Raw genomic sequence first — 24,679 nt, forward strand, 5'->3', positions numbered from 1 at the left:
GGAAGAGGAATTCTTTGTTTCAAATTTTTGCTCAGGCCGTTGCGTGCTTCGCGTGTGATCGGCCAACTGTGACAGCTGCGGCCAAGGCCAGCAGCGCAAGGAAAGAACCCTGATGTCTTTTGCCCCAACGGCATCGACCGTACTGAACTCGCAGAACGCCTGGATGCGGATCCTGGCCGCGCTCGAGATGAAGGTCAACCGGCAGTCGTTTCATACCTGGCTGAAGCCCACGCGCTTTTCGCACGCAAACGGTCGCACCGTCTTCGTGCGAATTCCCTCCGCGCAGTTTCAGCACATTGGCGATCGATACGCCGACTTGATTCATGAGGCGATTGACAACCTGTCGCTTGAAGTCGACGAGGTGCGCTTCGTCACCGCAGAAGACGATCCGGCAGCACCCAAGTCGCGTGAGGACGGAGGCTTTGCGCCGCTGCCCTCGCACTCGCCCAACGCACCGCAGGGCTCAGGTTCGCCCTCCGGCAGCCATCGCGCTGCACAGCAGCAGCCTCAGATGCCCAGCGCAGAGCAAGGCCGGTTCGACTGGAACACGGCCGCACAGCTCAACCAGCGCTACCTCTTCGAGAACTTCGTCATCGGCAGTGGCAACCAGTTCGCACACGCCGCCTCACAGGCCGTTGCAGAGCGGCCGTCCAAGGCTTACAACCCACTCTTCCTGTACGGTGGCGTGGGTATGGGCAAGACGCACCTGATGCACGCCATCGGTCATGAGGTGAAGCGTCGCAACCCGCACGCAACCATCTCCTACGTCTCGGGTGAGAAGTTCACCAACGAGATGATCGACAGCATGCGCAACAACCGGCAGACCAGCTTTCGCGACAAGTTTCGCACGGTCGATGTCCTGCTGATCGATGACATCCAGTTCCTCGCCGGCAAGGAGCGTACGCAGGAAGAGTTCTTCCACACGTTCAACGCGCTGCACGAGAGCATGAAGCAGATCGTCATCGCAAGTGACCGGCCTCCGAAAGAGCTTGCCGATTTTGAAGATCGTCTTCGCTCGCGCTTTGAGTGGGGGCTCATCGCGGACATCCAGCCGCCCGATCTTGAGACGAAGGTCGCCATCCTGCAGAAGAAGGCAGAGAGCGAGCAGACGGTCCTGCCGACGGACGTTGCTATGTTCATCGCAGGCAATGTACGCACCAACGTGCGAGAGCTCGAGGGTGCGCTCATCCGCCTGGTCGCCTGGTGCTCACTGCACGGCGTTGAGATCACGCTCAGCACCGCTCAGCAGTGCCTGAAGCAGTTCATCGACACGCAGGTGCGCAAGATCACCATTGAGGCTATCCAGCGCGCCACGGCCGAACAGTTCGGCATGAAGATCAGCGAACTGAAGCAGAAGAACAACAGCCGCCAGATCGTTGTGCCGCGCCAGATTGCTATGTACCTGGCCAAGCAGATGACGGAGGCCTCCCTGCCGGAGATCGGCCGCCAATTCGGCGGCAAGCATCACACCACGGTGATGCACTCCATCGCGAAGATCGACGAACAGCGCCGTACGGACAAGGCACTGAACAGCACCATCAGCAAGCTGATGGAAACACTGAACTAACCGATCTCCTAAGCCATTAGGACGAACAGAAAGGCCCGGCTTCATGCCGGGCTTTTCTGCGCTCTCCTGTTGTGTGCAACGCAGTGTAAGCTGGTCAGCGCTTTCAACCGTCGTTCATCTTCGCACTCCAAGGAAAACCAACAGTGAAATCTCGCAGGCTGAGGACCCGCCGTGTCCGGGCCGTTCTCCTTGCCAGTGGCCTTGCGTTTGGGCTGCGCCCCGCGTATGCCCAGCAACCGATTCCACAACTGCAAGCGCCACCTTCCCCCAACAATCCAAGCTCAGTGCAGGATGTGATCCGCGGCAACTTCGTCCAACGCCTTGCGCGCTTCTACGTTGCGGACTGGCGCGGCAAGCTGCCCGCCGGTCCAGCAACCGTGCGTCGCGCCTTCGACTCGCCCATCGACAGCCCGCCCTATCCTGCCGGCGATTGGCTCTACGGAGGCTCGCCCACCATCGGAGTGCCCGACACGACGGTGTACCCGCTGATGACCGCGCTCAAGCTGCAGAACAGCCGCACCAAAGTCTACGGTTGGGCAAAAGGCACCTACAACCAGAGCACAAGCCACGACAACAACTATCCACTGGTCTTTGCTTCAGCGCCCAATACGGCGAGGCTGCACCAGGTCGTCACCTTCATCGAGCGTTTGCCGGACACGGTGCAGAACAAGCACTTTGACTGGGGCTATCACGTCACTGCGCTGTACTACGGCATCGACTACCGCTTCACCACCACCAAAGGCTTCCTCAGCGGACAACTGCTCGTCTCCAACCGCACCTACGGCTACGACCCGCTCACGGAGTATGTCGATCTCTACTTCCCCGTGAAGGACGGTCTGAACATCCGCGTTGGCCGATTCCTGGAACTGCCGGGACTTGATACGCCGCTGGCGCCCGCCAACTACACGATGACGCGTTCCCTTGTCTACGCGGCCGAACCTGTGACACAGACAGGCGTGGTCGCAACGTTGAAGCTCAACAAGCAGTGGATCGTGCAACTCGGTCTGACAGCGGGGCACGACGTTGCGCCTTGGTCCAGCGATCATAAGCCGTCTCTGATCGCCTGCCTGAACTACTCCTCTGCCACCAATCACGACAACATCTATGCCTGCGCCAACGGCATCAACGACGGTAAGTATGCGTACGACAACGTCCAGCAATATGACGTTGTCTGGTCCCACAGGTTCAACGCGAAGTGGCACATCGCATCCGAAGGCTGGGTGATGTACCAGCGCGATGTCCCCAACGTGTCGCAAAATGTTGAGAACCCTGTGCCAACGGAAAGCGGCACGCTCGGCGCCATGTGTGCTCCCGGGCAGCTCCGCTGTTTCGCACCAGAGTACGCGCTGGTCAGCTACCTGAACCGCGAGATCAGCCCATCGCTCACCGTGGGCTTTCGCGCCGATCTGCTGAATGACAAGAAGGGACAACGCACCGGAACGGCAACCAAGTACACGGAGACCACGCTGTACATGAACCGGTACTTTGGCAGCACCTTTCTGGTGCAGACGGACCTTCGCTTTGATCATTCCTGGGACAAGCTCGGTTACAACAACGGCAAGGCGCGCAACCAGTTGGTGGGCGGCATCAGCCTCGTCTATCGCTACTGAAACGGGGAACCGCACCACGACAGAAGTCACGGTGCGGTTCGGTTACTGTCAGCTTGCAGGCGACTTACTTGCCGGCCTTCTCCGCCGCCACTTCCTTGCGAAAGTTCGCTTCCTTCTCCGCAAGCGCTGCCTGGTAGCCCTTGGGATCGATGAATACTGCGGCGCCTTCCTTCTGCATGCGTTCGAGCTTGGGCAGCATGTTGAAGTACACACCATGCGCACCCAGGAAGATGTCACACGGATAAGTCTTCATCACCGCAAACGTGTGGTTGAAGTCGCGCTCAATACCCGGGTAGGACTCGGTCTTGCCGTTGGCTGTGACCAGGCGAACGGCCGGGTTCCAGGCCCATCCGCCCACGATGACAACGTTCCGCGTCTTGGCGCCATCCTGCGTCTGCATGGTCCAGGTGGTCGTGCCCTTGGTGTGGCCGGCCGTCTTGTGCGCGACGATCGTCGTTCCGCCCAGCTCAACCTTCTCGCCATCATGCAGAACGCGATCCACGTGCGCGGCTGGGAAACGGTCCAGCGATGTGTCGTAGTCGGTAGCACCGCCACTCTGCATCACGTCCACGTCACCGTCCATCACCATGTGCGTAGCGTGCGTCTCCTTCACCACTTCAGCCGCACCGGCCGCGTGGTCATAGTGCGCCTGGCTGCTCAGCAGGATCTTCGTGTCCGCCCACTTGAAGCCAAGCTGCTCCACGCTGTGCTTGATCAGCGGCGGCGAACTCTCAAGGTTCGCATTAATCAGGATGTTGCCCCTCGGCGTTGTCACCAGGTAGGCGGCAAGGTCTCGCGAACCCACGTAGTACAGGTTGCCGGAGATCTTGAAGGGCGCAATCGGCGTCGTCCAGTCTGCGGGGATCGCGGCAAGCGCGGCATGTGCAGCAACAAGAATAAGGGTGGCGAGCAGTGACTTCAGCTTCATGGGGCTTCCTTCTTGGGCAGCGTTCAAAGCAAGACTACCCGGGCACCGGCGCGCACTGCCGCAGTCATGGTGCACACGCTACAAAAATGAATCAAGATGCGCAACGAAGCGACTCACGTCCCAAGAGCGGTAAGCTTGTCCGTGAGGAATTACCCATGAAAGCGTTGATGCTCGAAGAGTATTCGCACCTGGAAGTCGTCGATGTACCTGAGCCCGCGTGCGGGCCCGATGAGGTCTTGATCCGCGTGGCTGCGTGCGGTATCTGCGGCAGCGACGTCCACGGCTACGACGGCAGCAGCGGCCGGCGCATCCCGCCCATCATCATGGGGCATGAGGCCGCAGGAGTCATCGCAAAGATCGGCGCGGACGTAAGGGACTGGAAGCTCGGCGATCGCGTCACCTTCGACTCCACCGTCTACTGCGGCGCATGCGATTTCTGCACGCAGGGCCTGGTCAATCTCTGCGATTCGCGTCAGGTCGTCGGCGTCTCCCCCGGCGACTATCGCCGCCACGGCGCGTTTGCTGAACTGGTCAGCGTGCCCGCGCGCATTCTCTATCGCCTGCCGGATGTCTTCGACTTCAAAGAAGCGGCAATGCTTGAAGCCGTCTCCATCGCACTGCATGGTGTCAGCGTCGCGCAACTAAAAGGCGGCGAATCCGCACTGGTGATCGGTGCCGGCATGATCGGCCTGCTGACCGCGCAGGCAGCGCGCGCAGCCGGTTGCAGCTCCGTGATGATCGCGGACGTCGATGCGGCTCGCCTTGAGATGGCGAAAGAAGTCGGCATCCCGGACACCCTGCACCTCAGCGGCAACGACCTGGTCGCCGAAGTGCTGAAGCGCACCAACGGTCGCGGCGTTGATGTTGTTCTCGAAGCTGTAGGACGCGCCGAAACTGTCGTCGCTTCTATCGAGTGCGTCAAGCGCGGCGGCACCGTCACGCTGATCGGTAACATTCAGCCAGAGGTTCCGTTGCCCTTGCAGCGTGTGGTCACGCGTGAGATTCGGCTGCAGGGCTCGTGCGGTTCCGCCGGTGAGTATCCGGAAGCAATTCGCTTGATGGCCAGCGGTGCCATCACGGTCAAGCCGCTGATCTCTGCGGTCTCGTCTCTGGAAGAAGCGGCAGGCTACTTCGCGCGGTTGCACGGCCGTGAAGACGGCCTGTTAAAAGTTGTAGTAACTCCGTAAGACTGACAGCGAAATCCATGGAGTAAGTGGCAGGTCTCTCTGCGAACCGCCACTTCCTCCGGATAACTTAACGCAATGCCGACACGCTGACAGAACACTTCGCACACGTGTCTCTCATACGGACCGCTTCTGCATACTCAATGCTCCGGCTGAGTAATTCCGCCTTCGCGTTCTGATGACGGCTCTTTAGATAGTCGCGATACTGGGTCATCGCCGCAACGACAACAGGATGCGTCTCTCCCATCATTGACTTCATCATCTCCAGTGCACCCTGCAGCTTCCTGTCTGCCGTCTCCAGATCGCCGTTCTTCCAAGCTGCAAACCCAAGAGCCACATCTGCATGTGCTCGCTCCAGCGACACCGCGGAAAAATCACGCGTCGCGATCTCGTCTGCCATTTTCGCGGACCGCTGGCAATCAGCGAACGCGGACTGTCTGCACTGCGCAAGCGTCAGCGAAATATAAGCCGCAACAAGCGTGTTGCCAGGTCTGGGAGTGGCCTGCGACTCCGAAGCAGGAAGCACCTGCAAGAAAGCAGGTTCCTTTTGCGTGGAGAGTATCGCAACGGCTGACTCCGCATGTTCCTGCGCTTGTTTGTATCGATGTTGCGCAAGCAATACCTCTGCAAGATGTTCATGGCTGCGGGCTATGTCGACGGGATTGCCGATCTCACTTCGGAGGGCGAAGGCCTTCGCTCGCACATGCTCGGCCTCCGACTTGTCGCCAGCTTCCAGATAGACTTCGCCAACGTTGTCGAGCGCGGTGGCATAGTTCACTCGCGACTCAGCACTCTTCGCCAACAGCGGCAGGGCCTTGCTGTAGGCGCGCAGAGCAGCGTCTGTCTCGCCGCTCCGTTGATAGGAAGACGCAACCACCGCCCACGCATAACCAAGCCTCGCTGAAGAAGGATTTTCCCCTTCGACTTTGTGAAGCAGATCCAAATAAGGCTGGTGAGAATCCTTGCGGTAGTCCGCATTTGTCTGCGCGGGTGCCGAGGCGTTGAGAAGAAAAGGCAGGGCTGCAAGACATGCAGCCGCAGTCGTGTGACGATAGAAAGAGAGTATAGGTCGGTTTGAAAACATGGGTTCCCTCGCAGGCTGCGATGATCGTTTCCCTGTCCTAAAAAAACCGGAATTACCGGCGCCAAACTGCTTGTTGAGTTCTGCACCTCCTAATACGCACGGTGTAAACAAGAGTTCGATATTTTTTGCAATTAATTTTGAGTCTCGAAGAAGCTGATCTTTTTGCACGAAATGTTGTGAAATGAAGCGGTATCTAACGAACCGAATCCTCTGCCCGCGCGACGAGAGGCATTCGAAGAATGCAGGAGCATCATGGCGGAAAATCTCTTTGACCTTACGGGCCAGGTAGCCATCGTTACCGGCGCATCGCGTGGCCTGGGCCAATACTTCTCCCGCGCGCTTGGCCGCGCAGGTGCAAAGCTGATCGTCACCAGCCGCAAGGCCGGCGATTGTGATGCGTTCATCGCGGAACTCTCCGCAATGGACATCGAAGCGAAGGCGCTCATGCTCGACGTCCGCGATCAGACCAGCATCAACGCGTTCGCTCAGGCCGCCCCAAGCCTATTCGGCAAGGTCGACATCCTGGTGAACAACGCCGGCATGAACATCCGCAAACCAGCGCAGGAGGTCACCTGGGACGACTGGAACGCGATTCTCGACACCAACCTTCGCGGAGCCTTCTTCGTCGCCCAGGGCATCGCGCGACACATGATTGAGCGTGGCTACGGCCGCATCATTAACGTCGGCTCCGTCACCAGCGTTCGCGGCTTTGCGGGCCTGGGACCGTATGGAGCCAGCCGCGGCGGTATCAAGCAACTGACGATGTCGTTGGCAGATGACTGGGGCGTGCACGGGATCACGGTCAACGTACTCGCGCCGGGCTGGTTCAAGACGGCGCAGAACGCCGTCATGTATGAGGACGCAGGCTGGGTTGAATATCTCGTCGAACGCATTCCCATGAAGCGGCCCGGCGCACCCAACGATCTGGACGGCGCGGTGGTCTTCCTTGCCAGCGAAGCGTCACGCTACATGACAGGCCAGACACTCCTCATCGACGGCGGCGTCACCGTCGGGTCGACGCGCGCCATCCTCCAGAAGAAGTAAGTCGCGCGGCTACACCAGCCCGCAGTTATTTCAGGTCGTCGGCGTGCACGAACGCGTTCTTGAGGACAGCCAGTTCGTGCACGTCTTCCTGCTTCAGCATGGCGGCGATGTCCGGTTCGAAGATCACGAGAACCTGGCGATCGAGTAGCTGAATCTCAGTGATTCGCGGCGAAGAGCTCATAAAGAACCTCCTGCCGACATTGTGTGAAACAGCCGCGTCCGCATCCTCCCGCTACGCGACAGAGGAGCAAATGAGGGTCGTTAATCTGCGCCATCCGATGTCGGCGGTGCCAAAAACGATCTAGACATCACCGAGTGCTTCGCGCACATTAATGGCTTCCACGCGACCAAGCAAAACGAGGTACGACAAAATCCCGATCAGGATGTAAACCGCCGGGATCGCAAATGCCCACACATAGCTGCCGGTCTTCTGCACCGTATAGCCGGTTAGGATCGGCGCAACGATGGCGGAGATCTGGTTGCTGAAGTTGATGATGCCGCCCACCTTACCCGTGCTGGTGTTCGGCACCAGCAGCGACGGCAGGCTCCAGATAACTGGCGACGCAGCAGACAGGCCGCCGATCGCGATCGTAATCGGAATCAACGCAGACGCAACCGAGTGCGCAAAAGCCGCGCCCACAATGCCCAGGCCGCAGACCGTGCCGCAGATTAGGACAGTGCGGCGCACATTGCTGGCGTCAAAACCGCGCTTGATTAGGGAGTCCACGAGAACGCCGCCAATCAATAGACCGCACAGCGCCGCCACCAGCCACGGCGCGCCGGTGTAAAGAAACGACTGCCGCAACGTTATGTGCAGCGTCTGCGAAAGGTAGGTAGGCAGCCACGTCAGCAGAAGGTAGAAGACGTAGTTGTACGCGCCCGATCCAATTGCCAGGCCAATAATCTTCTTCTGCCGCAGCAGTTTTGACAGCGGGATAGGTGGCGCAATGATCTGAGCCGCATCGGTGTCCAGCCCCACGCCCTCAGTGCGGATGACGTTGCGCATGGAGAACCGGCCAGGCTCGCGATACAGCAGCGCGAACAGCCCCATGTATGCGAAGGACAGCATCGCCGTAAATCCAAAGGACCAGCGCCAGCCCACACGCAACAGCAACAAGCCCAACAGCGGCACACCGATAGCGTTTGCCAACTTTGCCGAGCTGTCGAAGATAGCCGTCGCCAGCGACCGCTCATGCGATGGAAACCACGCGCCCACGGCCTTTGCATTCGCCGGAAAGGTCGGCGCTTCACCGATGCCCAGCAGCAGCCTTGCCAGAAAGAACAGCACCACTCCCGGTGCAAACGCCGCCGCAACCGAAGCAATGCCCCAGATAAAGACCGATGTGATCGTGACCTTGCGCACGCCAAAGGCGTCCAGGATCACGCCCGTCGGCAGCTGGCAGGCAGCATAGGTCCACGAGTACGCAGCGGAAAGCTGACCAAAGACCTGCGGCGTAATGCCGAAGCTGCCAACCAGCGCATCGTGCGAAACAGACAGATTGACGCGGTCAAAGTAGTTGACCAGCACGCCGACGCCAAGCAGCAGGCCGATCGTCCAGCGGTAGGGGTCAGCCGGTGCGCGTTGCTGCGAGAACGTGCTGTCAGACATGACAGCCAGTGTAGAGGACGCCTAGACGCTCTGCCGGCGAATCCGGCGCACCAGCAGCGATCCCAGGTAACATGCGGCAGCGACCAGTACCGTGATCCCTACCGGCAGGCCAAACCAGCGGTACGCCAGCGAAAAGTCCGGCTTGTGCCCCGCCGCCGTCATCACCAGCATGCCCATGATCGCAAGGAACGTCGCGAAGAAGAACGATGCGACGCCGCAGGCGACAGTCAGCAGCAACGTCTGGAAGACGGAAAAATCGCCCACGGGCGCGCCCAGGAAGCGGGGTCCGGTGTAGTTCGGAGCGTAGGTTGGGCGGTTGTTTGCGGTGTTTGCCATGGCTCTCAGCTCTCTTCTGCCGCGCATCGTCCCGCGGCGTCTGCGCCATTCTCGCGGTGTCGCGCAATTCTCGCGATGCGGGGGCGCTACACCGTTAGAATACCTGCTGATGCCAGATGCCCTGATGACCGATCTGCTGACGCCGGAAGAGGCAGCCGAGCAGGCCACCGCTACCACCGCACCCAACGGGGTTCGATACGCCACACTGGGCCGGCTGGATTCGCCTACAACCACCCCCGCAGAGCTCACGCGGCTGGTGAACGCCGTACCCGCATCCATCGCCAGCGGCCTGTCGAAACACTTGTACTTCTTCGTTCCGCTTGCGCTCTCCGGTGCGCGCCTCGCCGGCGAAGACTCCGCGCCCGTCGCGCCCTTTCCCGTCTCGGACATCACGCTGATCGCACCGGCATACAGCGCCGCGCTCGTCGACAAGGCCATCTGCCACCGCAACGCACGCATCGCCGGCGAAGAGTACGTCTTCCTCAGCAGTCGCCTGCACACCGACCGGTTCGCCTTGGCGTTTGAGTTCTTCATCAACGTCGCCCACAACTTCGTCGACACCGTCGGTACTCCCACGGCCTTTGCAGACCTGGCGTGGCAGCAGGTCGTCGCTAACGTCCGCGGCGAGACCAGCATGGACGCATGGGAAGATCGCGCCGCAGCCCAGGGCAAGCAAATCCCGGATGGCGACAGCGCCCGCATCCGTCCGATCCAAGCCACCGGCGGCATCGACGAAAAGGCACGGTCAGACTTCTACGCCGCCGCCTTCTCCGACGCGCTTGCGATCTATCTACTCAGCCTGCACCTGGACTTCGACTACGCCGACCTGCGCGAACGTGAATATCCGCTGCTCGCAGCGCCGGCCCTCGCCGAGCGCCTGAAGGCCGTCAACCGCCTCTTCCCGGCAAACGACGGCTATAAGTTTCAGATCCTCTACCGCCGTCGCAGCTAGAGTTCGAACAGCGCGGCAAGCACTTCGTCGCGCGAAAGATCCTTCTGGTTTGACACCATCCGGATTAAAGAAGCCAGCGTGCCGATACGCAGTTCTTTGTGTGCGGGAACCGGTAACCGATGACCATGCGGCAACTCAGAGCGGAGCAGGATGTGGCTCCCTTCCTGGCCGACCACACGGTATCCCAGCCGCTCACACAAAAGATTAGTAAATGTGGCGCCACTGATACCGCGTGGAAGCTTCATGCGGCCGTGAGCTCTTCTTTCGAGAGGTCGATGACCTCGGTGCGTACATGGCGCAACCGAACCGATTTAGGCTTGTGCGAGGGATCTTCCAAGTAAAAAACGTTCACGGCCTCGAGGACGTTTGCGCACAGCTCAGGCCACGTGTCTCCTTGCGTGACAATGTCCTCAGTGAGCGCCTCGGCAACGTAGCCACCGTCATCTTCCTGCTGTACTTCGAAAATGAGCGAATCCATGCCGACAGCATACGCTCGAACAGCTGGATCAGCGATTATTTAGCGCACACCAAACCCTCTACAATCAGCCACAGCATGATCGCTCATCTTCGCGGACGTCTCTTCAGCAAATCACCCAACCAGGCCATCGTCGACTGCGGCGGCGTGGGCTACGACGTCGCCATCACGGTGCCCACCTACTCGTCGCTCCCGGACGAGGGGGCGGAGATTGCGCTGCACATCAACACCCAGGTCCGCGAGGACGCGATCGCTCTCTTCGGCTTCCTCGACCGCGATGAAAAGCGCCTCTTCGAGCGACTCATCACCGTCAGCGGTATTGGCCCGAAACTCGGGATCACGGTGCTCAGCGGCCTCTCCGCGACATCGCTCGTGGCGGCCATCCGCGGCGGCGATCACGCCACCCTGACGAAGATCCCCGGCATCGGCAAAAAAACTGCAGAGCGCGTCGTGCTCGAACTGAAGGATAAGCTCGACGACCTCTCAAGCGCCGTGCCCGTCCAGGGCGCAACCGGCTTCCACGGCGGCCCCGTCATAGACGACGTGCTCTCTGCGCTCACCAACCTCGGCTACAAACGCGAGTCCGCACAGAAGGCCATCGAAACCGCCATCGCAAAACACGAGACCACTGAACTCACAATCCGCACCGACTTCGATCAGCTCTTCCGCTACAGCATGGCCGCAATTCGGTAGCGCGGCCTGCTGCTGCTTCGTACAATCGGCGGCATGAGCGACACGTTTCTCGCTGAGTCTATTGCCCTGTTGGAACGTTCACCCGCCGCGCTGGACGCACTGCTGCGCGGCCTGCCCGAGCCGTGGATCACGGCAACTGAAGGCCCCGGCACATGGTGCCCCTTCGATGTTCTCGGCCACCTTGTGCACGGCGAACATGGCGACTGGCTCACGCGCCTGCACCGCATCCTGGAACACGGCACCAGTGTGCCCTTTGATAAGTTCGACCGCGAAGCCATGTTCCACGAATCCGTTGGCAAGACGATGGATGGGCTGCTGGACGAGTTTGCGATGCTTCGCCGAAAGAATCTAGAAGAACTCCGCGCAATGGATCTTCAGCCAGCGCAACTAGCGCTCGTTGGCATGCACCCTTCCCTCGGCGAAGTAACCGCGCGCCAGCTCATTGGGGCATGGACCGCCCACGACATGACCCACGTCGTACAGATCGCACGCGTCATGGGCAAGCGCTACAACGAGGCGTGCGGGCCGTGGGCCCAGTTCATGTCGGTAATGAAGTAGCTGGGTACTCTACAGTCCGGCTCGCTCTGCATGCGAAGCGATCGCGGCGTTGATCTCCAGCGCCAGCGCCAATGCAGCGCGGCCATTCTCTGCACTGACACGGGGTGTTGTGCGGGTACGTACCGCTTCGAGGAAGGATTCAATCTCCAGCCGCAAAGGCTCACCCGGATCCGTCGGTACCTTGCGCAGCGACAGACCCGCAGAAGGATGTGCCGCGGCCGCGGCGAGCCCACTGCGCGCCGCGAGGTCTGCGGCGATGGGCGAATCGGCCGCAACACCTTCTTTGGCCGCGCGCAGTTGCGCGAGGTGCGCTTCGACCTCTTCGTTCGAGTGCGTCTCGCTGGCTGTTATGCCTGCGCCGCCGGCGAAGAGTGCCTGCATCTGTGCGGGTGTTAGCGATGCGGCTGCCGTTACGTCGATCATCAGCAGGTCCTGCCGCGCGAAGTCGAGCGAGAGGTACTGGTGCGGCTGGAAGAAACGGAGCTTGCGTACCCGCTCGGTGCTGATGCGGCTGGCGGTGAAGTTTGCGACGGCGCCGCTCTCGAATTCCACGCGAACATTCGCAATATCAGTCTTTTGCGAAAGAACGGGAAGGCCCACGGCGCGGACTTCGCGCACGGGAGATGCGGCCATTGTCAGCACGACGTCGAGGTCGTGGATCATCAGATCCAGCACGACGTCCACGTCCAGCGAGCGCGGCGTGAAGATGCTGAGCCGGTGACTTTCGAAAAACATGGGCCGATTGAGCAGCGGAACGGCTGCGGTTACGGCAGGATTGAATCGTTCCAGATGCCCAATCTGAACGACCCGGTCATGCAGCTTCGCAGCAGCCAGGATCGCGTCAGCTTCCTCGAGCGTGCCGGCGATCGGCTTCTCGATCAGCACGTCGATTCCGGCGGCCATCAGCGCGGTGGCAGCGGCGGCATGGAAGATGGTTGGCGTGCAGACGCTGGCTGCCGCAATGGGCAGACCTGCGGCGAGCAGATCTGCCACGGAAGCGAAGACGGGGATGCCGTAGTCGGCTGCGATGGCTGACCGCGCGGCTTCGCTGGGATCGATGCACGCCGCCAGGCGCACGCCGTCCGCTTCCAGCGCGCGGTAGACACGCAGATGATTGCGCCCGAAGGCGCCTGCACCTACCACCGCTACCTGTATTGAGGAGGAACTCATCCGGGAGAGGCTTACTTCGCCGGAGCTTCAACCGCCTGACGGCACTTGCCGTACAGATCCAGCAGCTGCGTTACCTGATCTTCGCCCTTGGGGCTGGAGGAACCACCAAAGCCGGGCGTTCCGCCGCCGTGGTTCTTGACCACGTTGGTGGTGGAGGCGATGAATTTCAGCAGGTCCAGCGCAATGTCTTCCGTACGCCGTGCGGCAATCGAAGTGTCCATAAAGCCCTCACCGTCATCGTAAATCAGCGCGGTCACGTCACTTTTCTTTCCCTATAACTCATTCAAAACAAACACAGTAGTGATTTGGCGTTCCGCAAAAGTGGGACATTCCCGCGTTGGATTGATACACTTGGACTCAACAGGGCGGCGTATTCCTCCGGCAACACCGGCAAACGGGGATACAGCCAGCCAGGCACCAATGCGGGTTCGACCCACTTGCTGCAACAGAATGACAGCATCGAGCAGGCGCTCAGCGTCGCTTGAATGTTAGATCGGCAAGGCGCCGCCAAGAGCGCCCAAATCCCAACGCGAGAGAAGACGAAGAAGACAGCGGAGCTCAGGGACATTACTCGTGCGTTTTTGTACCTCGTTTTTCTGAGGGGTCAGACTCCCACCGTATGCCAACCCTGTGACCAGCATCATGAAACACGCGCGTCCAAACCAGACCAGGGACGCAACTCCATCCGCTACGCTTTTCGTCTTGCAGGTTACTGCTTGAACGTCCACTACACCGATAACGGTTCGGAACTCTTCATTGCCTCCTTGGCTCGCGCCGGCCGCTCTGTATCGGCCGCTCGCCGCGCCGGTTCCAACACCCTCTCACGCACCCTGCTGCATGCGCGCGCGCTTCTTCGCGTTGCCCGCCGCCGTCCGTCGCTGGCACTCGGCCTTGCCGTCGCCGCAGGATCGGCCCTCAGCGCAGTCGGTGCTACCGAAATCGTCCTTTCGCACCGCACGGAGATGCGTTCCGCAGCACTGGCGCCCGCGCAGTTGGTGCCACACATCGCGCCTCCCGCGCCGCCTACCGCCGCGGTTGCGAAGCCGCACCATCACTTTCTGGGTCTGCACAGTAATCCGCTGCGCGGCCTCGCATCCTGGTATGGCACCGTCTGGAACGGCCGCAAGACAGCCAGTGGCGAGACCTTTGATGAGACCAAGCTGACTGCCGCGCACAAGACGCTGCCGCTGGGCACCCTCGTCCGCGTGACGAACCTAGACTCCATGCGTTCCGTGATCGTGAAGATCAACGACCGCGGCACACTCGCACCCAACCGCGTGATCGACCTCTCTTCCGCCGCCGCAATGGAACTGGGCATGCTGCAGAAGGGCCTGGCCAACGTGAAACTCGAGGTTCTTGGCAGGACATAGACCGCTGGCTATTTTGAGTTGAGACTGAGGGTCGCCGATGCGGCCCTCAGTTGCGTTTGAAGCCGAAAATCGTGCCTTCCCAGCCACTTTCGCGCCTTTCGCACGCCTTTAGGGGCCGCGCACATACAGCACGGTTCAAGCAAACCTCACCCATCTGTTTCGTATCGTGAAACAGGATGTGACGCGATATGGCGGTTTTTGACAGATACCGACAGTCTAAGTTTCCAGATCATTTGAACGTGGAATGAGCAGAACTGGAGACGTCCTATGAATAAAATGCTTCTCGTAATCGCCGGACTCGGCATCGCATCTTCTCTGCCCCTCGCTGCCACAGCGGAACAGATGGGCCAGAGCGCACAGCCGGGATACCCGCGGGTGCTTCGTACCGACACCTCGTGGTCAGGCTTCTATGCCGGTCTGAATCTTGGCGGCGGCTTCGGCAACAACAGCATTGTGACGACCGGACAGGTGACGGCAAACGTCAATAACGTGAACGGCGGCGCACGCACCCCGCTCACTTCGGTCGACCGCAGCGGCATCATCGGTGGCGGCCAGATCGGCTATGACCACCAGTTCCAGCACTTCGTCCTGGGTCTCGAAACGGACCTGGCCGGCACTGGCATCTCCGGTCAGCGCACCGTCGTCACCACCGCTCTGACAGGTGGGGCCAGCCTGAACAACACATTCAGCTCGAACCTGAAGTCCCTCGGCACGGTCCGCGGTCGCGTCGGTCTTGCTGCCGGCCGCGTCCTGTTCTACGGCACTGGCGGTCTTGCCTACGGTTCGACTGAGTCCTCGGCGAATTTCTTCGGGCCCTCCCCAACAAACGTTCTACAGTTCACCGCGAACAATTCCAGCATGTCGACCGGCTACGCCGTCGGCGGCGGCGCCGAGTACAAGATGGCTCGCCACCTCTCGACCAAGGCAGAGTATCTCTACTACAAGCTTGAGGATCAGACCCTGAATGTCGCCGTGATCGCAGGCTCCGGCGGCGGCGGTACGGGCTACAACACCACCTTCCAGAGCAAGGGCAACGTCCTTCGCCTGGGTGCCAACTACCGCTTCTAAGAAACCAATAACCCTCCCCACCCCGGGCGCACAGTTTCTGTGCGCCCGGGAGTCATTGCAACGCTGTTACATCCTGCTAAGGCGTGTCGGATGACGAGTTTAACTGTCGTTCAGCCGACACCGAATGTACCCAATGCACTGCGAAGAAAAGTCCGCCTGGCGGAAAGAATTACCCGGTCGCAGTGTCGGCCAGACGGAACCGAACCGCCTGAAAAGGCTTTACTTTCAACCGAAGTTTTGCAGTCTTTCCGCGGAAGTTTCCGGGCACCATGGTGATGGTGTTCGCTGCCGGATCGATCAACTCGGCGGTGTATGAAGCATCCGGCAGAGGGAACTCGTACCAGACGGGCTGATGCGAATCCAGGTAGTACAAGATGGTCTCGGCCGTCTTGCCATCGGGCGCATAGGCGATCGCATTCAGATAGTAAGGGTTCACGGGTGCATCGAAGCCCATGCGTGACGATGGCCTGGGTGCACTCTCCTCGACGAGTCTGCGCAGCTGCGCGATGCCTGCCGAGCTTTCGCCATGCAGTGTGCCGCCATGCGCCCACCATAGCGTAGGTGTTGTGTCTTCGTTGAAGGCGGCGTCCGTCTCCGGCAGGTACGTTTCGCCGTGCGTGACGTAGCAGCCGTTGATCACGCCCAGCCAGAAGCGTCGCAGCATCTCTGCCGCACTGATGTTGCCCCACCGCTTGTTCAGATTGCCTTCATACTTACACTCGTCGAAGACCATCGGTTTCTTCCAGGCAGCAAGCCTGCCGGGCGCTTTCTCGAACTCATCGGTCTGCAGGCTGGCGTGCGTCACCCATGGCCGCGCGTAGTCATACATGGTCACTGAGTAGTGGATCGAGCGCAGATGCCCATGCGCATCCGCGCTCTCAAGCACATGAAATAACCGATCAAAGTCCGCAAGCGTCTTCGACTTCATCAGGTCCCACTCATTCGCCAGTGACCACCACACGTTGCGATAAGCACCCAGCCGCGCAACCAGATAACGCAGGTAAAACGCATCCGTCTCCGCGCTCATGGACTGGTAGCCCCAGCGATCGTACGGATGAAAGAGGATCAGATCGGCCTCAATCCCCATCGCCTGCAGGTCGAGAATCCGCCGCTCCAGATGCGCGAAAAAACGTGGGTCAAAGCGGGTGTAATCGTTGGTCGTGCCACTGCGTGCGAAGGGATAGAACTCCGGTTCGTTGTGGTTGTACTCGTAGTGCTTGGGAAAGACGCACATGCGAATCTTGTTGAATGGCGCGGCTTTCAGCGTTGCCAGCGTCTGCTGCTGCAGAGCCTCCGGCTGGTGGATCCACGCATAGCTCGTCGTGCCGAAGGGGAAGTACGGCGTGCCGTCCGCATAGCTGAAGTGCTGCGTATTGTGTACGACTACCGGGCCATGTGCGCCGGGCTTCGCATCCGTTGCGTCGAAGCGGCCTGCGTGTCCTCGCAGTTGCGGCGCGTCGCTCTCGGTCGTGTACGTCCAAGGGCCCTTCGCGTCCGGCATAAAGCGCGCCTTGTATTTGCCATCGCCATCGTAGAAGCCGTCCACGGAGACCCGCCGGTTCCCCTGCGAGAGGACCACTGACCAGCGCACCTTCCAGGGGTTGATTACGGCATCTTCGCGGGGGCCCTGGAGGGTCAGTTCGAAGATCTCCCACACGCGCACACTGGCATGTTGGGCGGTGCTTGTTGGCTGTGCCGGAATGGCAGCTGGCAGAAGCGCGGCGGCGACCGCACCACTCAATTTCAATGCATCGCGACGGGACAAATTCTTCACGCGATCAGCTTACAAGCGCAATGGCAGTCCGCTTGCATATAAACCCTGTACACGCATCATTTAGCCGGTTCGGCATAGTTCTCACGTTTACGCAAGTCGCGTGCGACGGAGTCATTTTCTGCTCGGACCCACTAGACGTGAAGGAGAACTACGCCGATGAAATTCCTGCGGCCAAAACGTAGCGAAATGGTAACGATCTCTCACACAAAGGGCGCAGAGGCATTGACCGGATTAGGCATACCGGTGATGCGCAAGTCGCAACCAGAACGTAACGTACCTCTGCCACAATGACTCAGGCCCGAAACAGGACTTACGACCTGGGTAAGAAAAACTAGAACCACAGAGCACTCCACAGCTCAACTCCCGTGCCGAGGAACTACAAATGAAGCCTCTCCTTTTTGCCCTTCCGGCATTGTGCGTCCTCTCCATTCCGGCGCAGACCGTCACTGTTACTACCGGCAATGCAGTCACCACGGCATCCGGGTCCAGTGTGACCATTCAGTTTCCCGTGAGTGTCGTTGTGACCACTGCAGCGGGCACCACGACCCCTGTTGTCACAGCGCCCGCGACCACTACGCCGGCAGCCAACACGCCGGCTGCGCCAGCGTCACCGACGGCGCTGGCACGCATTGGTGAAGGAACGAATCCGAACTTTGACGGGTATCTCTTCCAGACGGTGCCTGAGGCACTGATCGACATCAGCGGCAATGCAGTCGACACGGCGAAGACGAAGGCCTGGCTGAACGAATACAACGTGCCGAACGGCGACCACTTCCATCTCGACAACACCATGCCGGTTTACGTCACCAGCACACCCACCTATGTAAGGCTCTCCAAGGTCACGGTTGGTGACGAGAGTGACCTAACACCGGTGCCTCTATCGCCGCAGACAGCCACAGAAAACGGCATCATTGGCACACCCGGCGCGAAGAACGCCGACAGCGACCACCATACGCTCGAGGTCGACAAGACGAACGGCCGTATCTACGAGCTGTACCAGACGAAGCTGACCAACGGCGCGTACTCCGCCTACAGTGAGACCGTTTGGAACGCGGACCTGCCGCAGCGTCGCCCCTACGGTTACACCTCGGCCGATGTGGCTGGTCTGCCGATATTGCCGCTGCTGCTCCGTTATGACGAAGTCGCGAATGGCGCTGTCCGCCACGCGCTGCGCGTGACCTTCAACAACACCAACGGCAGCTACATCCTGCCAGCCACGCACGGCTCCGGCAACGGATCGGACGCAGCCATTCCCGGCATGCGTATTCGCCTGAAGGCGAACTTCGATATCTCGAAGTACTCCAAGTCCAACCAGGTGATCCTGACGGCGCTAAAGAAGTACGGTGCGTACGTCGCGGACAACGGCTCGAACATGTATTTCAGCGCCAACAACGATCCGCGCTGGGACATGGACGATGTTGCGAACATCAGCGCCGCTCTGACCGAGGGAAACTTTGAGGTCGTGCAGACGACCACGCTGATCAAGAGCCAGGCGACGCCCCAGGGCGCTGCTCCGGCCATCAACAGCTTCACGGGCGTAACGGTCGCAGGCAACACGGTCCTTACCTGGAATGTGACGGGTGCAACGTACAGCTATGTGAAGGAAGCAGCCGCAGTGAACTCGCAGACCATGACGGTGACGCCGTATGTTGCAGGCGCCACGTACACCCTGGTGGCGAACAACTCCTTCGGTTCCGTAACGAAGGTGATCAAGGTCAAGTAATCTTCGCAAGCGCAACAGTAATGGAAGCAAAAAGGGCCGAGGGGCTGCAGATTCCTGCAACCCTCGGCCTTCTTTCTGCGTACCTACTCGTGATGAAGCTCTCTTACCGATTCTGCTCGTGCAGCGCTGTACTCGCTGTCGCCTTGTTGGCGGCCGGCCCAGCGGCAGCGCAGGCTGTGCCCACCTATGACATCTCCACGGTCAAACCGCACGATCCCAATGACGGCGACATCTCCGTCAACTTCCGTCCGGCTAATCTGCACATCAGCAACATGACCGCGCAGCAGTTGATTGCCCTGGCATGGAACGTCAGGCCGTGGCTTGTAAGCGGGCTTCCGCCGTGGGCTAAGTCGGATCACTTTGAGGTGGACGCGAAGGTCAGCGAGCCGGACATGGCCGCACTTCGCGCTCTCTCCGACGAAGAGCGACGGCAGATGGTGCAGAACCTGCTGAAGGAGCGCTTCCACCTGGCGGCGCACGCGGAGACGCGCACGCTGCCCGTGTATGACTTAACGGTGATGCCCGAGGGCGTCAAGCTGACACCGAGCGCCTCCCTGCCCGCCCCGGAAGCCGGCAAGCCGGCTCCACGCCGCAGCCGCAGCATGAGCCAGAACGATGGCCATCTGGTTGGCAAGGGAGCCGACATCCGCTCGCTTGCCGATAGTCTTGCGAACGAACTGGAGCGCTACGTCGTCGACAACACCGGACTGAAGGGCGACTACGATATCGACCTGAAATGGACTCCGGACGACGCCAGCAAAACGCCTGCGGACGCGGGCCTTGCAGGCGAACCCGCACCGCCGCTGGCAACGGCTGTACGCGATCAGCTCGGGTTGAAATTAACGCCGTCCAAGGGGCCCGTACCCGCGATCGTCGTTGATCGCATTGAGCCGCCCACCGCAAACTAGTCGCCGGGGCATCGATACCGCCTGTGGGGCATACCCACCTGACTCCCGCCAATGTACCCTGCGTGTATCTCCTGCTGAGGCTCGCAAGACCGACATGGAAGTTCACGTACCAGAGCACCCTATCCACACCTGGCGGGAGTTTTTCACGCACATCGGTATCGTCACCATTGGTCTGCTGATCGCGATTGCGATGGAGCAGTCGGTGGAGATGGCGCATCACCGCCATCAGCGATCGGAGCTGCGCGAGGCGCTGCATCAGGATGGCGAACGCACCGTCGAAGACACGGATCGCCTGCTACAGAATCAGCGGTCACGCATGGCATGGCTGAACGCGCGCATGACGCAGGTGCGCGCTGCCATCCGATCGCACCAGCCGCTGCCCGCTGCTGCCGCTGCGGGTTTTGCCGACTTCGATCTGCCGGACATGCCTGCATGGCACGCAGCACGCGCCAGCGGGTTGCTGGAGCGCCTGCCGCAGGACGACGTTCGCGCCTGGTCGGAGGTGGACCTGTCGCTCAACGGCGTCAACACCAGCTATGCGGAAGAGGTGAAGGCGATCCAGAGGCGACATGCCTTTGAATCGCAATACAGCACGGGCGTCGGACAACCGCTCACGCAGCCCGTCCCTGCGGAGGCTCTGCAGCGCTACTTCGAAGTGCTGAGTGAAGAGGCTGCGACCGTGATCGCGCTGGAATCGGATGCATCTGAGCTGAAGGGCGCGGAGGAATCCGTACTGCGCGGTGAGCGCAACCTGGACAGGATCCAGGAGTCGGAGCGCCACACGGATCTGCCGGTCAACACGGACCGGAGGCAGTAGGTCACCATGCAGGAGCATCCACGGATCCTTGGGCTGGATATTGGCGATCGCCGCATTGGCATCGCCATCACGGATGCGCTGGGCACCGCGCAGCCGCTGCTGACGCTGGGCCGGACGCATCTGCGTAAGGAATTGAAGGATATAGCGCGCATGGTGCGCAAGCATGGTGTCACCGCCATCGTCTCGGGCGATCCCCGCTACGCGTCGGGCGACGTCAGTCCGCAGGCGGAGAAGGCGCAGGCCTTCGCACAGGCCGTGGCGGAGGAACTGCAACTGCCCGTACACCTGCAGCGAGAGACGCTTACCAGCGCGGCGGCAGAGGAGCTGCTGGACCGCCGCGGTATCCCGCGAGGTCCCGGACGCAAAGCGGTGCTGGATCAGTACGCCGCCGTTGTCATTCTGCAGGACTGGCTGGACGGCCAGGCGGCGTCTCATGCTGCAGAATCGCTATAATCATTAGTCGAAGAGCCCCTGCCACGCACAGCGTGCAGCAGCACTGCTCCGGACTCTTTTTCGCTGATCGGAAACACTGCCCATGCTCGACGTCACCAAGAAGCTTGAAGAACAGATTCGCGCACTGGAGCACGAGCTCACCACGGAGCTGCCGGCGGAGATCAAGCGCGCCGTCGCACTGGGTGACTTGAGCGAAAACGCCGAGTACCACTCGGCCAAGCAGCGGCAGGAGTTTGTGAACGCGCACCTCGGCCAGCTGAAGAAGCGCATGGCGGAGCTGTCACTCGTCGACCTGCGCAACATCCCGAATGACCGCGTCGGCTTCGGCTCGACCATCGTCGTCTTCGACCAGACCAAGGAAGAAGAGCTCACCTACAAGCTGGTCACCAGCGAAGAGAGTGATGTCACCAAGGGCCTGATCAGCACCACGTCGCCCATCGGCCGCGCTCTGGTCGGCAAGCAGCTTGGCGATGAAGTCACGGTGGTTACGCCCAACGGCAAGCGCATCCTCGAGATCCTGAAGCTGTACACCATCCACGACGTCGCGCCCGTCGTCGAATAGCACGCTCTAAAGCTGTCGCAGGTCGTCCAGTACCGGCAGGGCGGCCAGCAACAGCAGCAGCGCCGCCAGCGGCAGCGTGAAGAGAAATCCCACGTGCAGGAACCCCAGCGCTCCCACCACGCCGCCGGCGAAGAATAGCCCCACCAGCGACGAAAGCAGCCGCAGCTTCGGTGCGTCCATGGCGTCGGTTGCGGTGCGGTCGCCGCACGCTGCCGCAATCATCCGTCCCAGCGCAATGCCGATGTCGGTAATCATGCCGGTCACGTGCGTCGTTCGAATCTCCGCATTCGACAGCTTCGTTACGATCGCATTCTGCAGCCCCATGGTGAAACACAGCAGCAGGACGGTTGCCAGCTCGGAACGCCCTTCGAAGACATGGCCGGTCAAGCCGAAGACGACCAGCAATGCCGCCTCGGCTACCAGCGGCAAAGCGTATTCGCTGTGCAGCGTCCGTCGCCGTCCCCAACGGATCAGCAGCGTCGTGGAGATGGCCCCCGCGGTGAAGGACACGATCGCCGCGAAGGCGCTGCCGACGACCAATGTGCTGCCCGCAGCCAGTCCGTCAGCCATGGTCGAGGTGATGCCGGACATGTGCGAGGTGTACTGGCGCACCGCCAGAAAGCCGCCCGCATTCGCCGCACCTGCGACAAACGCCAGGAACCGCGCCAGCGCACGATTCGCCGAAACCGTCCGCTCTCGGCCGGTAAGTCGTCGCAGATAGAGCCGGGGCATGCCTTCATAATCGCAGGCGGTTCCCAAAATGGGGCTTGCAACGCGAAAACAGCGAGATACACTGCCCGGTATGCCCCGATTTGGTTGCGCCGAGATGTCTGATGGGGACTTCCTGCGCGCTTTTCAGGACCGTGACATTCCCGCCGGCCGCTTCCACCATGGCGATCATCTGCGCCTGGCCTGGCTGCTGCTCGAACGCCTGCCATTCAACGATGCCTTCGACAGCATTCAACGCGGCCTGCAGACCTTCGCCGCGCGTGCCGGCAACCCCGCCCACTATCACGAGACCATGACCCGCGGATGGATGCTGCTGCTGGCCGCACAGGAAGAGCGCACGCTCGAGGATTGCCTGGCGGATTATCCCGAAACAGGGAACCCGCTACACAGCTTCTGGTCTGCAGATCTGCTGAACAGTGAACGAGCTCGCAGCCAGTGGGTGGCGCCCGATCTGGCCGGCCTGCCGCCGATCAGCACACGGTGGACGGCACGCCGCCTCTCCCGCGCACGCCGCACCCTGGCACCCATGATCGATACGCTGCCGCTCTTCCCGGATGCCGCAGAAGCACGCCTGCAACCCCGACCGGCCCTCTCTCAGGACCAGGAAAACCTTGGTCCGCGCGACGCCCTGGTGGTTGCCATCCGTCGCGCAGCCGGTCTGCAGCAGCGCCCGTACCAGCAGAATCACCCCGCCGACGCGCCAGACGCCGCAAAACGTTACACTGCTAAGAGGTACGGCGATCAACTCATGAGTTCTGGATTCACCTGGACAAGCGCATTTGGAAAAGGCAGCGGCTGGCTGCTGCAGAAGATCGTCAACGGCCTGGCGCTGTCGAAGATCTCGCCGAATACGCTCACCTTCATCGGCCTCATCATCAACATCATCGCGGCCTTCTTCTTCGGCTATGCGCGCGGTGCAAACGCTCACCGCATGTTCCTGTATGCGGGCCTGATTCTGATCGGCGCCGGCCTCTTTGACATGGTCGATGGCCGCGTCGCACGCCAGACCAACCAGGTCAGCGTCTTCGGCGCGTTCTTCGATTCGGTGATGGACCGCTACTCCGACGTTGCCATCTTCTTCGGCCTGCTGGTCTATTACGCGCGCGGCAACCGCTTTGTGTATGTGGTGCTGGCAGCGTTCGTGATGACGGCGTCGCTGATGATCAGCTACACTCGCGCCCGCGCCGAAGCACTCATCGGCTCCTGCAAGGTCGGTTTCATGGAGCGCCCGGAACGCATCGTGCTCGTCATCCTGGGCGCACTCTGCGACCGCTGGGGCGTCATGGCACCTGCACTCTGGGTTCTGGCTTTCCTGGGAACGATGACGGTCATCCACCGCATCCGCTACACCTACCTCGAAACAGAGCGCCGCAAGCTGGTCCCCGCCGCACGATAGCCGCAAGCTAACGCTGCGAGGCCACAACCAGAACCAGCTTTACCGGCAGGTCCAGTTCTTCGCGTTGCATGGTGCCCGTCAGCTTCAGCGTCCTGGCAAAGGCCGTGACACTGCCGCCGTCCGCATTCTGCAGGTGCAGGTGAAAGTTGTTGCCGTCGTCATCGGCCAGCACCATCGTCGATCCGAACAGGCGACTCTCCGGCACCGGTACCTCCGACGCTTCGTTGTCGTACTTGTACTTCGCCGCCGCGACCAATTCATCCTTCACATCCAGCGTCAGCGTTACGCTTCGCTGGCCGACCGTGCCGTGAAAGCGCATCGTCTCCGCGCGCGCTGCGGCGGTGGCCGTCAGGATGGCGAGCGTGGTCAGAAACGCAATGCGGCGGAAGTTCATGGTGCCGATGAGCGTACCAGAGCCACTGTATGCCACGCTCGGCGCAACACGCGCGCTTACGCTGCCTGCAAATGCTCCGACCGGTGACGCGGATGCAGCACCTGCTGCAGGTAGGCCGCCTTTTGAAAGACCGCGCTCAGCGCAGCCCACTCGGCCGGTGGCACCTCAAAGTACCGCGTCGTGCCCGCCCAGTCGCGGAAGTCCACCGTCAACACCTGTCCCACTTCGTCATACCGCATCGCCCGGATTGATCCCGTCATGGTTGCGTCCTCCGT

General features: G+C 60.9%; 27 protein-coding genes and 1 pseudogene. 15 read left to right on the forward strand and 13 right to left on the reverse strand.

What is annotated here, in order from left to right; translation table 11 throughout:
• Nucleotides 1-112: 112 nt before the first annotated feature.
• Both dnaA and TERRO_RS00010 read left to right on the forward strand, forming a co-directional pair.
• Nucleotides 113-1,567: a chromosomal replication initiator protein DnaA gene (gene dnaA, locus TERRO_RS00005; protein WP_014783922.1), complete on the forward strand. Its 1,455-nt coding sequence runs from the start codon at nt 113-115 to the stop codon at nt 1,565-1,567.
• A 284-nt stretch (nt 1,568-1,851) separates the two neighbouring features.
• On the forward strand, nt 1,852-3,177 hold the full coding sequence (locus tag TERRO_RS00010) for an outer membrane beta-barrel protein (RefSeq protein WP_245536169.1): 1,326 nt from the start codon (nt 1,852-1,854) through the stop codon (nt 3,175-3,177).
• A 64-nt stretch (nt 3,178-3,241) separates the two neighbouring features.
• On the opposite strand, the gene bla is transcribed toward TERRO_RS00010, so the two are convergent.
• Nucleotides 3,242-4,105 carry a subclass B3 metallo-beta-lactamase gene (gene bla, locus TERRO_RS00015; RefSeq protein WP_014783924.1) on the reverse strand — a complete coding sequence of 288 codons (864 nt, stop codon included), beginning with the start codon at nt 4,103-4,105 and terminating at the stop codon, nt 3,242-3,244.
• A gap of 155 nt (nt 4,106-4,260) precedes the next feature.
• On the opposite strand from bla, the gene TERRO_RS00020 reads away from it, so the two are divergent.
• The gene (locus tag TERRO_RS00020; RefSeq protein ID WP_014783925.1) at nt 4,261-5,292 is read left to right on the forward strand and encodes a zinc-dependent alcohol dehydrogenase; all 1,032 of its coding nucleotides are present in this window, start codon (nt 4,261-4,263) and stop codon (nt 5,290-5,292) included.
• A gap of 67 nt (nt 5,293-5,359) precedes the next feature.
• Here the strand turns inward: TERRO_RS00020 and TERRO_RS00025 are convergent, their stop codons facing one another.
• Nucleotides 5,360-6,541 carry a tetratricopeptide repeat protein gene (locus TERRO_RS00025; RefSeq protein ID WP_157178203.1) on the reverse strand — a complete coding sequence of 394 codons (1,182 nt, stop codon included), beginning with the start codon at nt 6,539-6,541 and terminating at the stop codon, nt 5,360-5,362.
• A gap of 84 nt (nt 6,542-6,625) precedes the next feature.
• Here TERRO_RS00025 and TERRO_RS00030 point away from each other — a divergent pair, with 84 nt between their 5' ends.
• Nucleotides 6,626-7,417 carry an SDR family NAD(P)-dependent oxidoreductase gene (locus tag TERRO_RS00030; RefSeq protein ID WP_014783927.1) on the forward strand — a complete coding sequence of 264 codons (792 nt, stop codon included), beginning with the start codon at nt 6,626-6,628 and terminating at the stop codon, nt 7,415-7,417.
• A gap of 25 nt (nt 7,418-7,442) precedes the next feature.
• Here TERRO_RS00030 and TERRO_RS22960 read toward each other — a convergent pair whose 3' ends face one another.
• The 3 genes from TERRO_RS22960 to TERRO_RS00040 form a co-directional block, all read right to left on the reverse strand.
• Nucleotides 7,443-7,598 (reverse strand): hypothetical protein, encoded by a 156-nt coding sequence (locus TERRO_RS22960; protein WP_014783928.1) that lies wholly within the window; start codon nt 7,596-7,598, stop codon nt 7,443-7,445.
• Between the two features lie 120 nt (nt 7,599-7,718).
• Nucleotides 7,719-9,026: an MFS transporter gene (locus TERRO_RS00035; RefSeq protein WP_014783929.1), complete on the reverse strand. Its 1,308-nt coding sequence runs from the start codon at nt 9,024-9,026 to the stop codon at nt 7,719-7,721.
• Nucleotides 9,027-9,047: 21 nt separating this feature from the next.
• Nucleotides 9,048-9,362: a hypothetical protein gene (locus TERRO_RS00040; protein WP_014783930.1), complete on the reverse strand. Its 315-nt coding sequence runs from the start codon at nt 9,360-9,362 to the stop codon at nt 9,048-9,050.
• 109 nt (nt 9,363-9,471) lie between these two features.
• Between TERRO_RS00040 and TERRO_RS00045 the strand changes: the two genes are divergently transcribed.
• A complete protein-coding gene (locus TERRO_RS00045; protein WP_041592369.1) occupies nt 9,472-10,314 on the forward strand; it encodes a hypothetical protein in 843 nt (280 codons plus the stop codon).
• Here the strand turns inward: TERRO_RS00045 and TERRO_RS00050 are convergent.
• A complete protein-coding gene (locus TERRO_RS00050; RefSeq protein WP_014783932.1) occupies nt 10,311-10,559 on the reverse strand; it encodes a type II toxin-antitoxin system HicA family toxin in 249 nt (82 codons plus the stop codon). The genes TERRO_RS00045 and TERRO_RS00050 overlap by 4 nt on opposite strands.
• Nucleotides 10,556-10,792 (reverse strand): 2-oxoisovalerate dehydrogenase E1, encoded by a 237-nt coding sequence (locus TERRO_RS00055; RefSeq protein WP_014783933.1) that lies wholly within the window; start codon nt 10,790-10,792, stop codon nt 10,556-10,558. The genes TERRO_RS00050 and TERRO_RS00055 overlap by 4 nt, the downstream gene beginning before the upstream one ends.
• 75 nt (nt 10,793-10,867) lie before the next feature.
• Between TERRO_RS00055 and ruvA the strand changes: the two genes are divergently transcribed.
• Both ruvA and TERRO_RS00065 read left to right on the forward strand, forming a co-directional pair.
• Nucleotides 10,868-11,482 (forward strand): Holliday junction branch migration protein RuvA, encoded by a 615-nt coding sequence (gene ruvA, locus TERRO_RS00060; RefSeq protein ID WP_014783934.1) that lies wholly within the window; start codon nt 10,868-10,870, stop codon nt 11,480-11,482.
• A 33-nt stretch (nt 11,483-11,515) separates the two neighbouring features.
• Nucleotides 11,516-12,040, forward strand: a complete 525-nt coding sequence (locus TERRO_RS00065; RefSeq protein ID WP_014783935.1) for a DinB family protein — start codon at nt 11,516-11,518, stop codon at nt 12,038-12,040.
• 9 nt (nt 12,041-12,049) lie between these two features.
• Here the strand turns inward: TERRO_RS00065 and TERRO_RS00070 are convergent, their stop codons facing one another.
• On the reverse strand, nt 12,050-13,210 hold the full coding sequence (locus TERRO_RS00070) for a Gfo/Idh/MocA family protein (RefSeq protein WP_041592370.1): 1,161 nt from the start codon (nt 13,208-13,210) through the stop codon (nt 12,050-12,052).
• Between the two features lie 11 nt (nt 13,211-13,221).
• Nucleotides 13,222-13,467, reverse strand: a complete 246-nt coding sequence (locus TERRO_RS00075) for a hypothetical protein (protein WP_342612527.1) — start codon at nt 13,465-13,467, stop codon at nt 13,222-13,224.
• A 459-nt stretch (nt 13,468-13,926) separates the two neighbouring features.
• Between TERRO_RS00075 and TERRO_RS23500 the strand changes: the two genes are divergently transcribed.
• Both TERRO_RS23500 and TERRO_RS00085 read left to right on the forward strand, forming a co-directional pair.
• Nucleotides 13,927-14,580, forward strand: coding sequence for a septal ring lytic transglycosylase RlpA family protein (locus TERRO_RS23500; RefSeq protein ID WP_052313235.1), 654 nt, complete (start codon nt 13,927-13,929; stop codon nt 14,578-14,580).
• A 267-nt stretch (nt 14,581-14,847) separates the two neighbouring features.
• Nucleotides 14,848-15,648 (forward strand): outer membrane protein, encoded by an 801-nt coding sequence (locus tag TERRO_RS00085; RefSeq protein ID WP_014783939.1) that lies wholly within the window; start codon nt 14,848-14,850, stop codon nt 15,646-15,648.
• Between the two features lie 169 nt (nt 15,649-15,817).
• On the opposite strand, the gene TERRO_RS00090 is transcribed toward TERRO_RS00085, so the two are convergent.
• Complete coding sequence (locus TERRO_RS00090) at nt 15,818-17,422, reverse strand: DUF5060 domain-containing protein (protein ID WP_014783940.1); 1,605 nt, start codon at nt 17,420-17,422, stop codon at nt 15,818-15,820.
• A 382-nt stretch (nt 17,423-17,804) separates the two neighbouring features.
• Here TERRO_RS00090 and TERRO_RS21670 point away from each other — a divergent pair, with 382 nt between their 5' ends.
• The 5 genes from TERRO_RS21670 to TERRO_RS00115 all read left to right on the forward strand — a co-directional run bounded on the left by TERRO_RS21670 (nt 17,805) and on the right by TERRO_RS00115 (nt 21,885).
• Nucleotides 17,805-19,145 (forward strand): hypothetical protein, encoded by a 1,341-nt coding sequence (locus tag TERRO_RS21670; protein WP_014783942.1) that lies wholly within the window; start codon nt 17,805-17,807, stop codon nt 19,143-19,145.
• A 20-nt stretch (nt 19,146-19,165) separates the two neighbouring features.
• Nucleotides 19,166-20,053, forward strand: coding sequence for a TIGR03435 family protein (locus TERRO_RS00100; RefSeq protein WP_014783943.1), 888 nt, complete (start codon nt 19,166-19,168; stop codon nt 20,051-20,053).
• 94 nt (nt 20,054-20,147) lie between these two features.
• Nucleotides 20,148-20,870 (forward strand): hypothetical protein, encoded by a 723-nt coding sequence (locus TERRO_RS00105; protein ID WP_014783944.1) that lies wholly within the window; start codon nt 20,148-20,150, stop codon nt 20,868-20,870.
• A gap of 6 nt (nt 20,871-20,876) precedes the next feature.
• Nucleotides 20,877-21,323: a Holliday junction resolvase RuvX gene (ruvX, locus tag TERRO_RS00110; protein WP_014783945.1), complete on the forward strand. Its 447-nt coding sequence runs from the start codon at nt 20,877-20,879 to the stop codon at nt 21,321-21,323.
• 82 nt (nt 21,324-21,405) lie between these two features.
• Nucleotides 21,406-21,885: a GreA/GreB family elongation factor gene (locus tag TERRO_RS00115; RefSeq protein ID WP_014783946.1), complete on the forward strand. Its 480-nt coding sequence runs from the start codon at nt 21,406-21,408 to the stop codon at nt 21,883-21,885.
• A gap of 15 nt (nt 21,886-21,900) precedes the next feature.
• Here TERRO_RS00115 and TERRO_RS00120 read toward each other — a convergent pair.
• A pseudogene (locus tag TERRO_RS00120) lies at nt 21,901-22,617 on the reverse strand (YoaK family protein); the annotation flags it as partial.
• 70 nt (nt 22,618-22,687) lie between these two features.
• Here TERRO_RS00120 and TERRO_RS23545 point away from each other — a divergent pair.
• A complete protein-coding gene (locus tag TERRO_RS23545) occupies nt 22,688-24,010 on the forward strand; it encodes a CDP-alcohol phosphatidyltransferase family protein (RefSeq protein ID WP_245536170.1) in 1,323 nt (440 codons plus the stop codon).
• A 7-nt stretch (nt 24,011-24,017) separates the two neighbouring features.
• On the opposite strand, the gene TERRO_RS00130 is transcribed toward TERRO_RS23545, so the two are convergent.
• Nucleotides 24,018-24,404, reverse strand: coding sequence for a hypothetical protein (locus TERRO_RS00130; RefSeq protein ID WP_014783949.1), 387 nt, complete (start codon nt 24,402-24,404; stop codon nt 24,018-24,020).
• Nucleotides 24,405-24,460: 56 nt separating this feature from the next.
• On the reverse strand, nt 24,461-24,664 hold the full coding sequence (locus tag TERRO_RS00135) for a KTSC domain-containing protein (protein ID WP_014783950.1): 204 nt from the start codon (nt 24,662-24,664) through the stop codon (nt 24,461-24,463).
• Between the last annotated feature and the right edge of the window lie 15 nt (nt 24,665-24,679).

Origin of the sequence: Terriglobus roseus DSM 18391 (genome assembly GCF_000265425.1) — a bacterium.
GTDB classification, from domain to species: domain Bacteria; phylum Acidobacteriota; class Terriglobia; order Terriglobales; family Acidobacteriaceae; genus Terriglobus; species Terriglobus roseus.

Excerpts from the sequence above, each read along its gene's own strand:
- dnaA (WP_014783922.1), top strand. The coding sequence starts at position 113 with ATGTCTTTTGCCCCAACGGCATCGACCGTACTGAACTCGCAGAACGCC.
- bla (WP_014783924.1), bottom strand. The coding sequence starts at position 4,105 with ATGAAGCTGAAGTCACTGCTCGCCACCCTTATTCTTGTTGCTGCACAT.
- TERRO_RS00020 (WP_014783925.1), top strand. The coding sequence starts at position 4,261 with ATGAAAGCGTTGATGCTCGAAGAGTATTCGCACCTGGAAGTCGTCGAT.
- TERRO_RS00030 (WP_014783927.1), top strand. The coding sequence starts at position 6,626 with ATGGCGGAAAATCTCTTTGACCTTACGGGCCAGGTAGCCATCGTTACC.
- TERRO_RS22960 (WP_014783928.1), bottom strand. The coding sequence starts at position 7,598 with ATGAGCTCTTCGCCGCGAATCACTGAGATTCAGCTACTCGATCGCCAG.
- TERRO_RS00035 (WP_014783929.1), bottom strand. The coding sequence starts at position 9,026 with ATGTCTGACAGCACGTTCTCGCAGCAACGCGCACCGGCTGACCCCTAC.
- TERRO_RS00040 (WP_014783930.1), bottom strand. The coding sequence starts at position 9,362 with ATGGCAAACACCGCAAACAACCGCCCAACCTACGCTCCGAACTACACC.
- TERRO_RS00045 (WP_041592369.1), top strand. The coding sequence starts at position 9,472 with ATGCCAGATGCCCTGATGACCGATCTGCTGACGCCGGAAGAGGCAGCC.
- TERRO_RS00050 (WP_014783932.1), bottom strand. The coding sequence starts at position 10,559 with ATGAAGCTTCCACGCGGTATCAGTGGCGCCACATTTACTAATCTTTTG.
- TERRO_RS00055 (WP_014783933.1), bottom strand. The coding sequence starts at position 10,792 with ATGGATTCGCTCATTTTCGAAGTACAGCAGGAAGATGACGGTGGCTAC.
- ruvA (WP_014783934.1), top strand. The coding sequence starts at position 10,868 with ATGATCGCTCATCTTCGCGGACGTCTCTTCAGCAAATCACCCAACCAG.
- TERRO_RS00065 (WP_014783935.1), top strand. The coding sequence starts at position 11,516 with ATGAGCGACACGTTTCTCGCTGAGTCTATTGCCCTGTTGGAACGTTCA.
- TERRO_RS00070 (WP_041592370.1), bottom strand. The coding sequence starts at position 13,210 with ATGAGTTCCTCCTCAATACAGGTAGCGGTGGTAGGTGCAGGCGCCTTC.
- TERRO_RS00085 (WP_014783939.1), top strand. The coding sequence starts at position 14,848 with ATGAATAAAATGCTTCTCGTAATCGCCGGACTCGGCATCGCATCTTCT.
- TERRO_RS21670 (WP_014783942.1), top strand. The coding sequence starts at position 17,805 with ATGAAGCCTCTCCTTTTTGCCCTTCCGGCATTGTGCGTCCTCTCCATT.
- TERRO_RS00100 (WP_014783943.1), top strand. The coding sequence starts at position 19,166 with ATGGAAGCAAAAAGGGCCGAGGGGCTGCAGATTCCTGCAACCCTCGGC.
- TERRO_RS00105 (WP_014783944.1), top strand. The coding sequence starts at position 20,148 with ATGGAAGTTCACGTACCAGAGCACCCTATCCACACCTGGCGGGAGTTT.
- ruvX (WP_014783945.1), top strand. The coding sequence starts at position 20,877 with ATGCAGGAGCATCCACGGATCCTTGGGCTGGATATTGGCGATCGCCGC.
- TERRO_RS00115 (WP_014783946.1), top strand. The coding sequence starts at position 21,406 with ATGCTCGACGTCACCAAGAAGCTTGAAGAACAGATTCGCGCACTGGAG.
- TERRO_RS23545 (WP_245536170.1), top strand. The coding sequence starts at position 22,688 with ATGCCCCGATTTGGTTGCGCCGAGATGTCTGATGGGGACTTCCTGCGC.
- TERRO_RS00130 (WP_014783949.1), bottom strand. The coding sequence starts at position 24,404 with ATGAACTTCCGCCGCATTGCGTTTCTGACCACGCTCGCCATCCTGACG.
- TERRO_RS00135 (WP_014783950.1), bottom strand. The coding sequence starts at position 24,664 with ATGACGGGATCAATCCGGGCGATGCGGTATGACGAAGTGGGACAGGTG.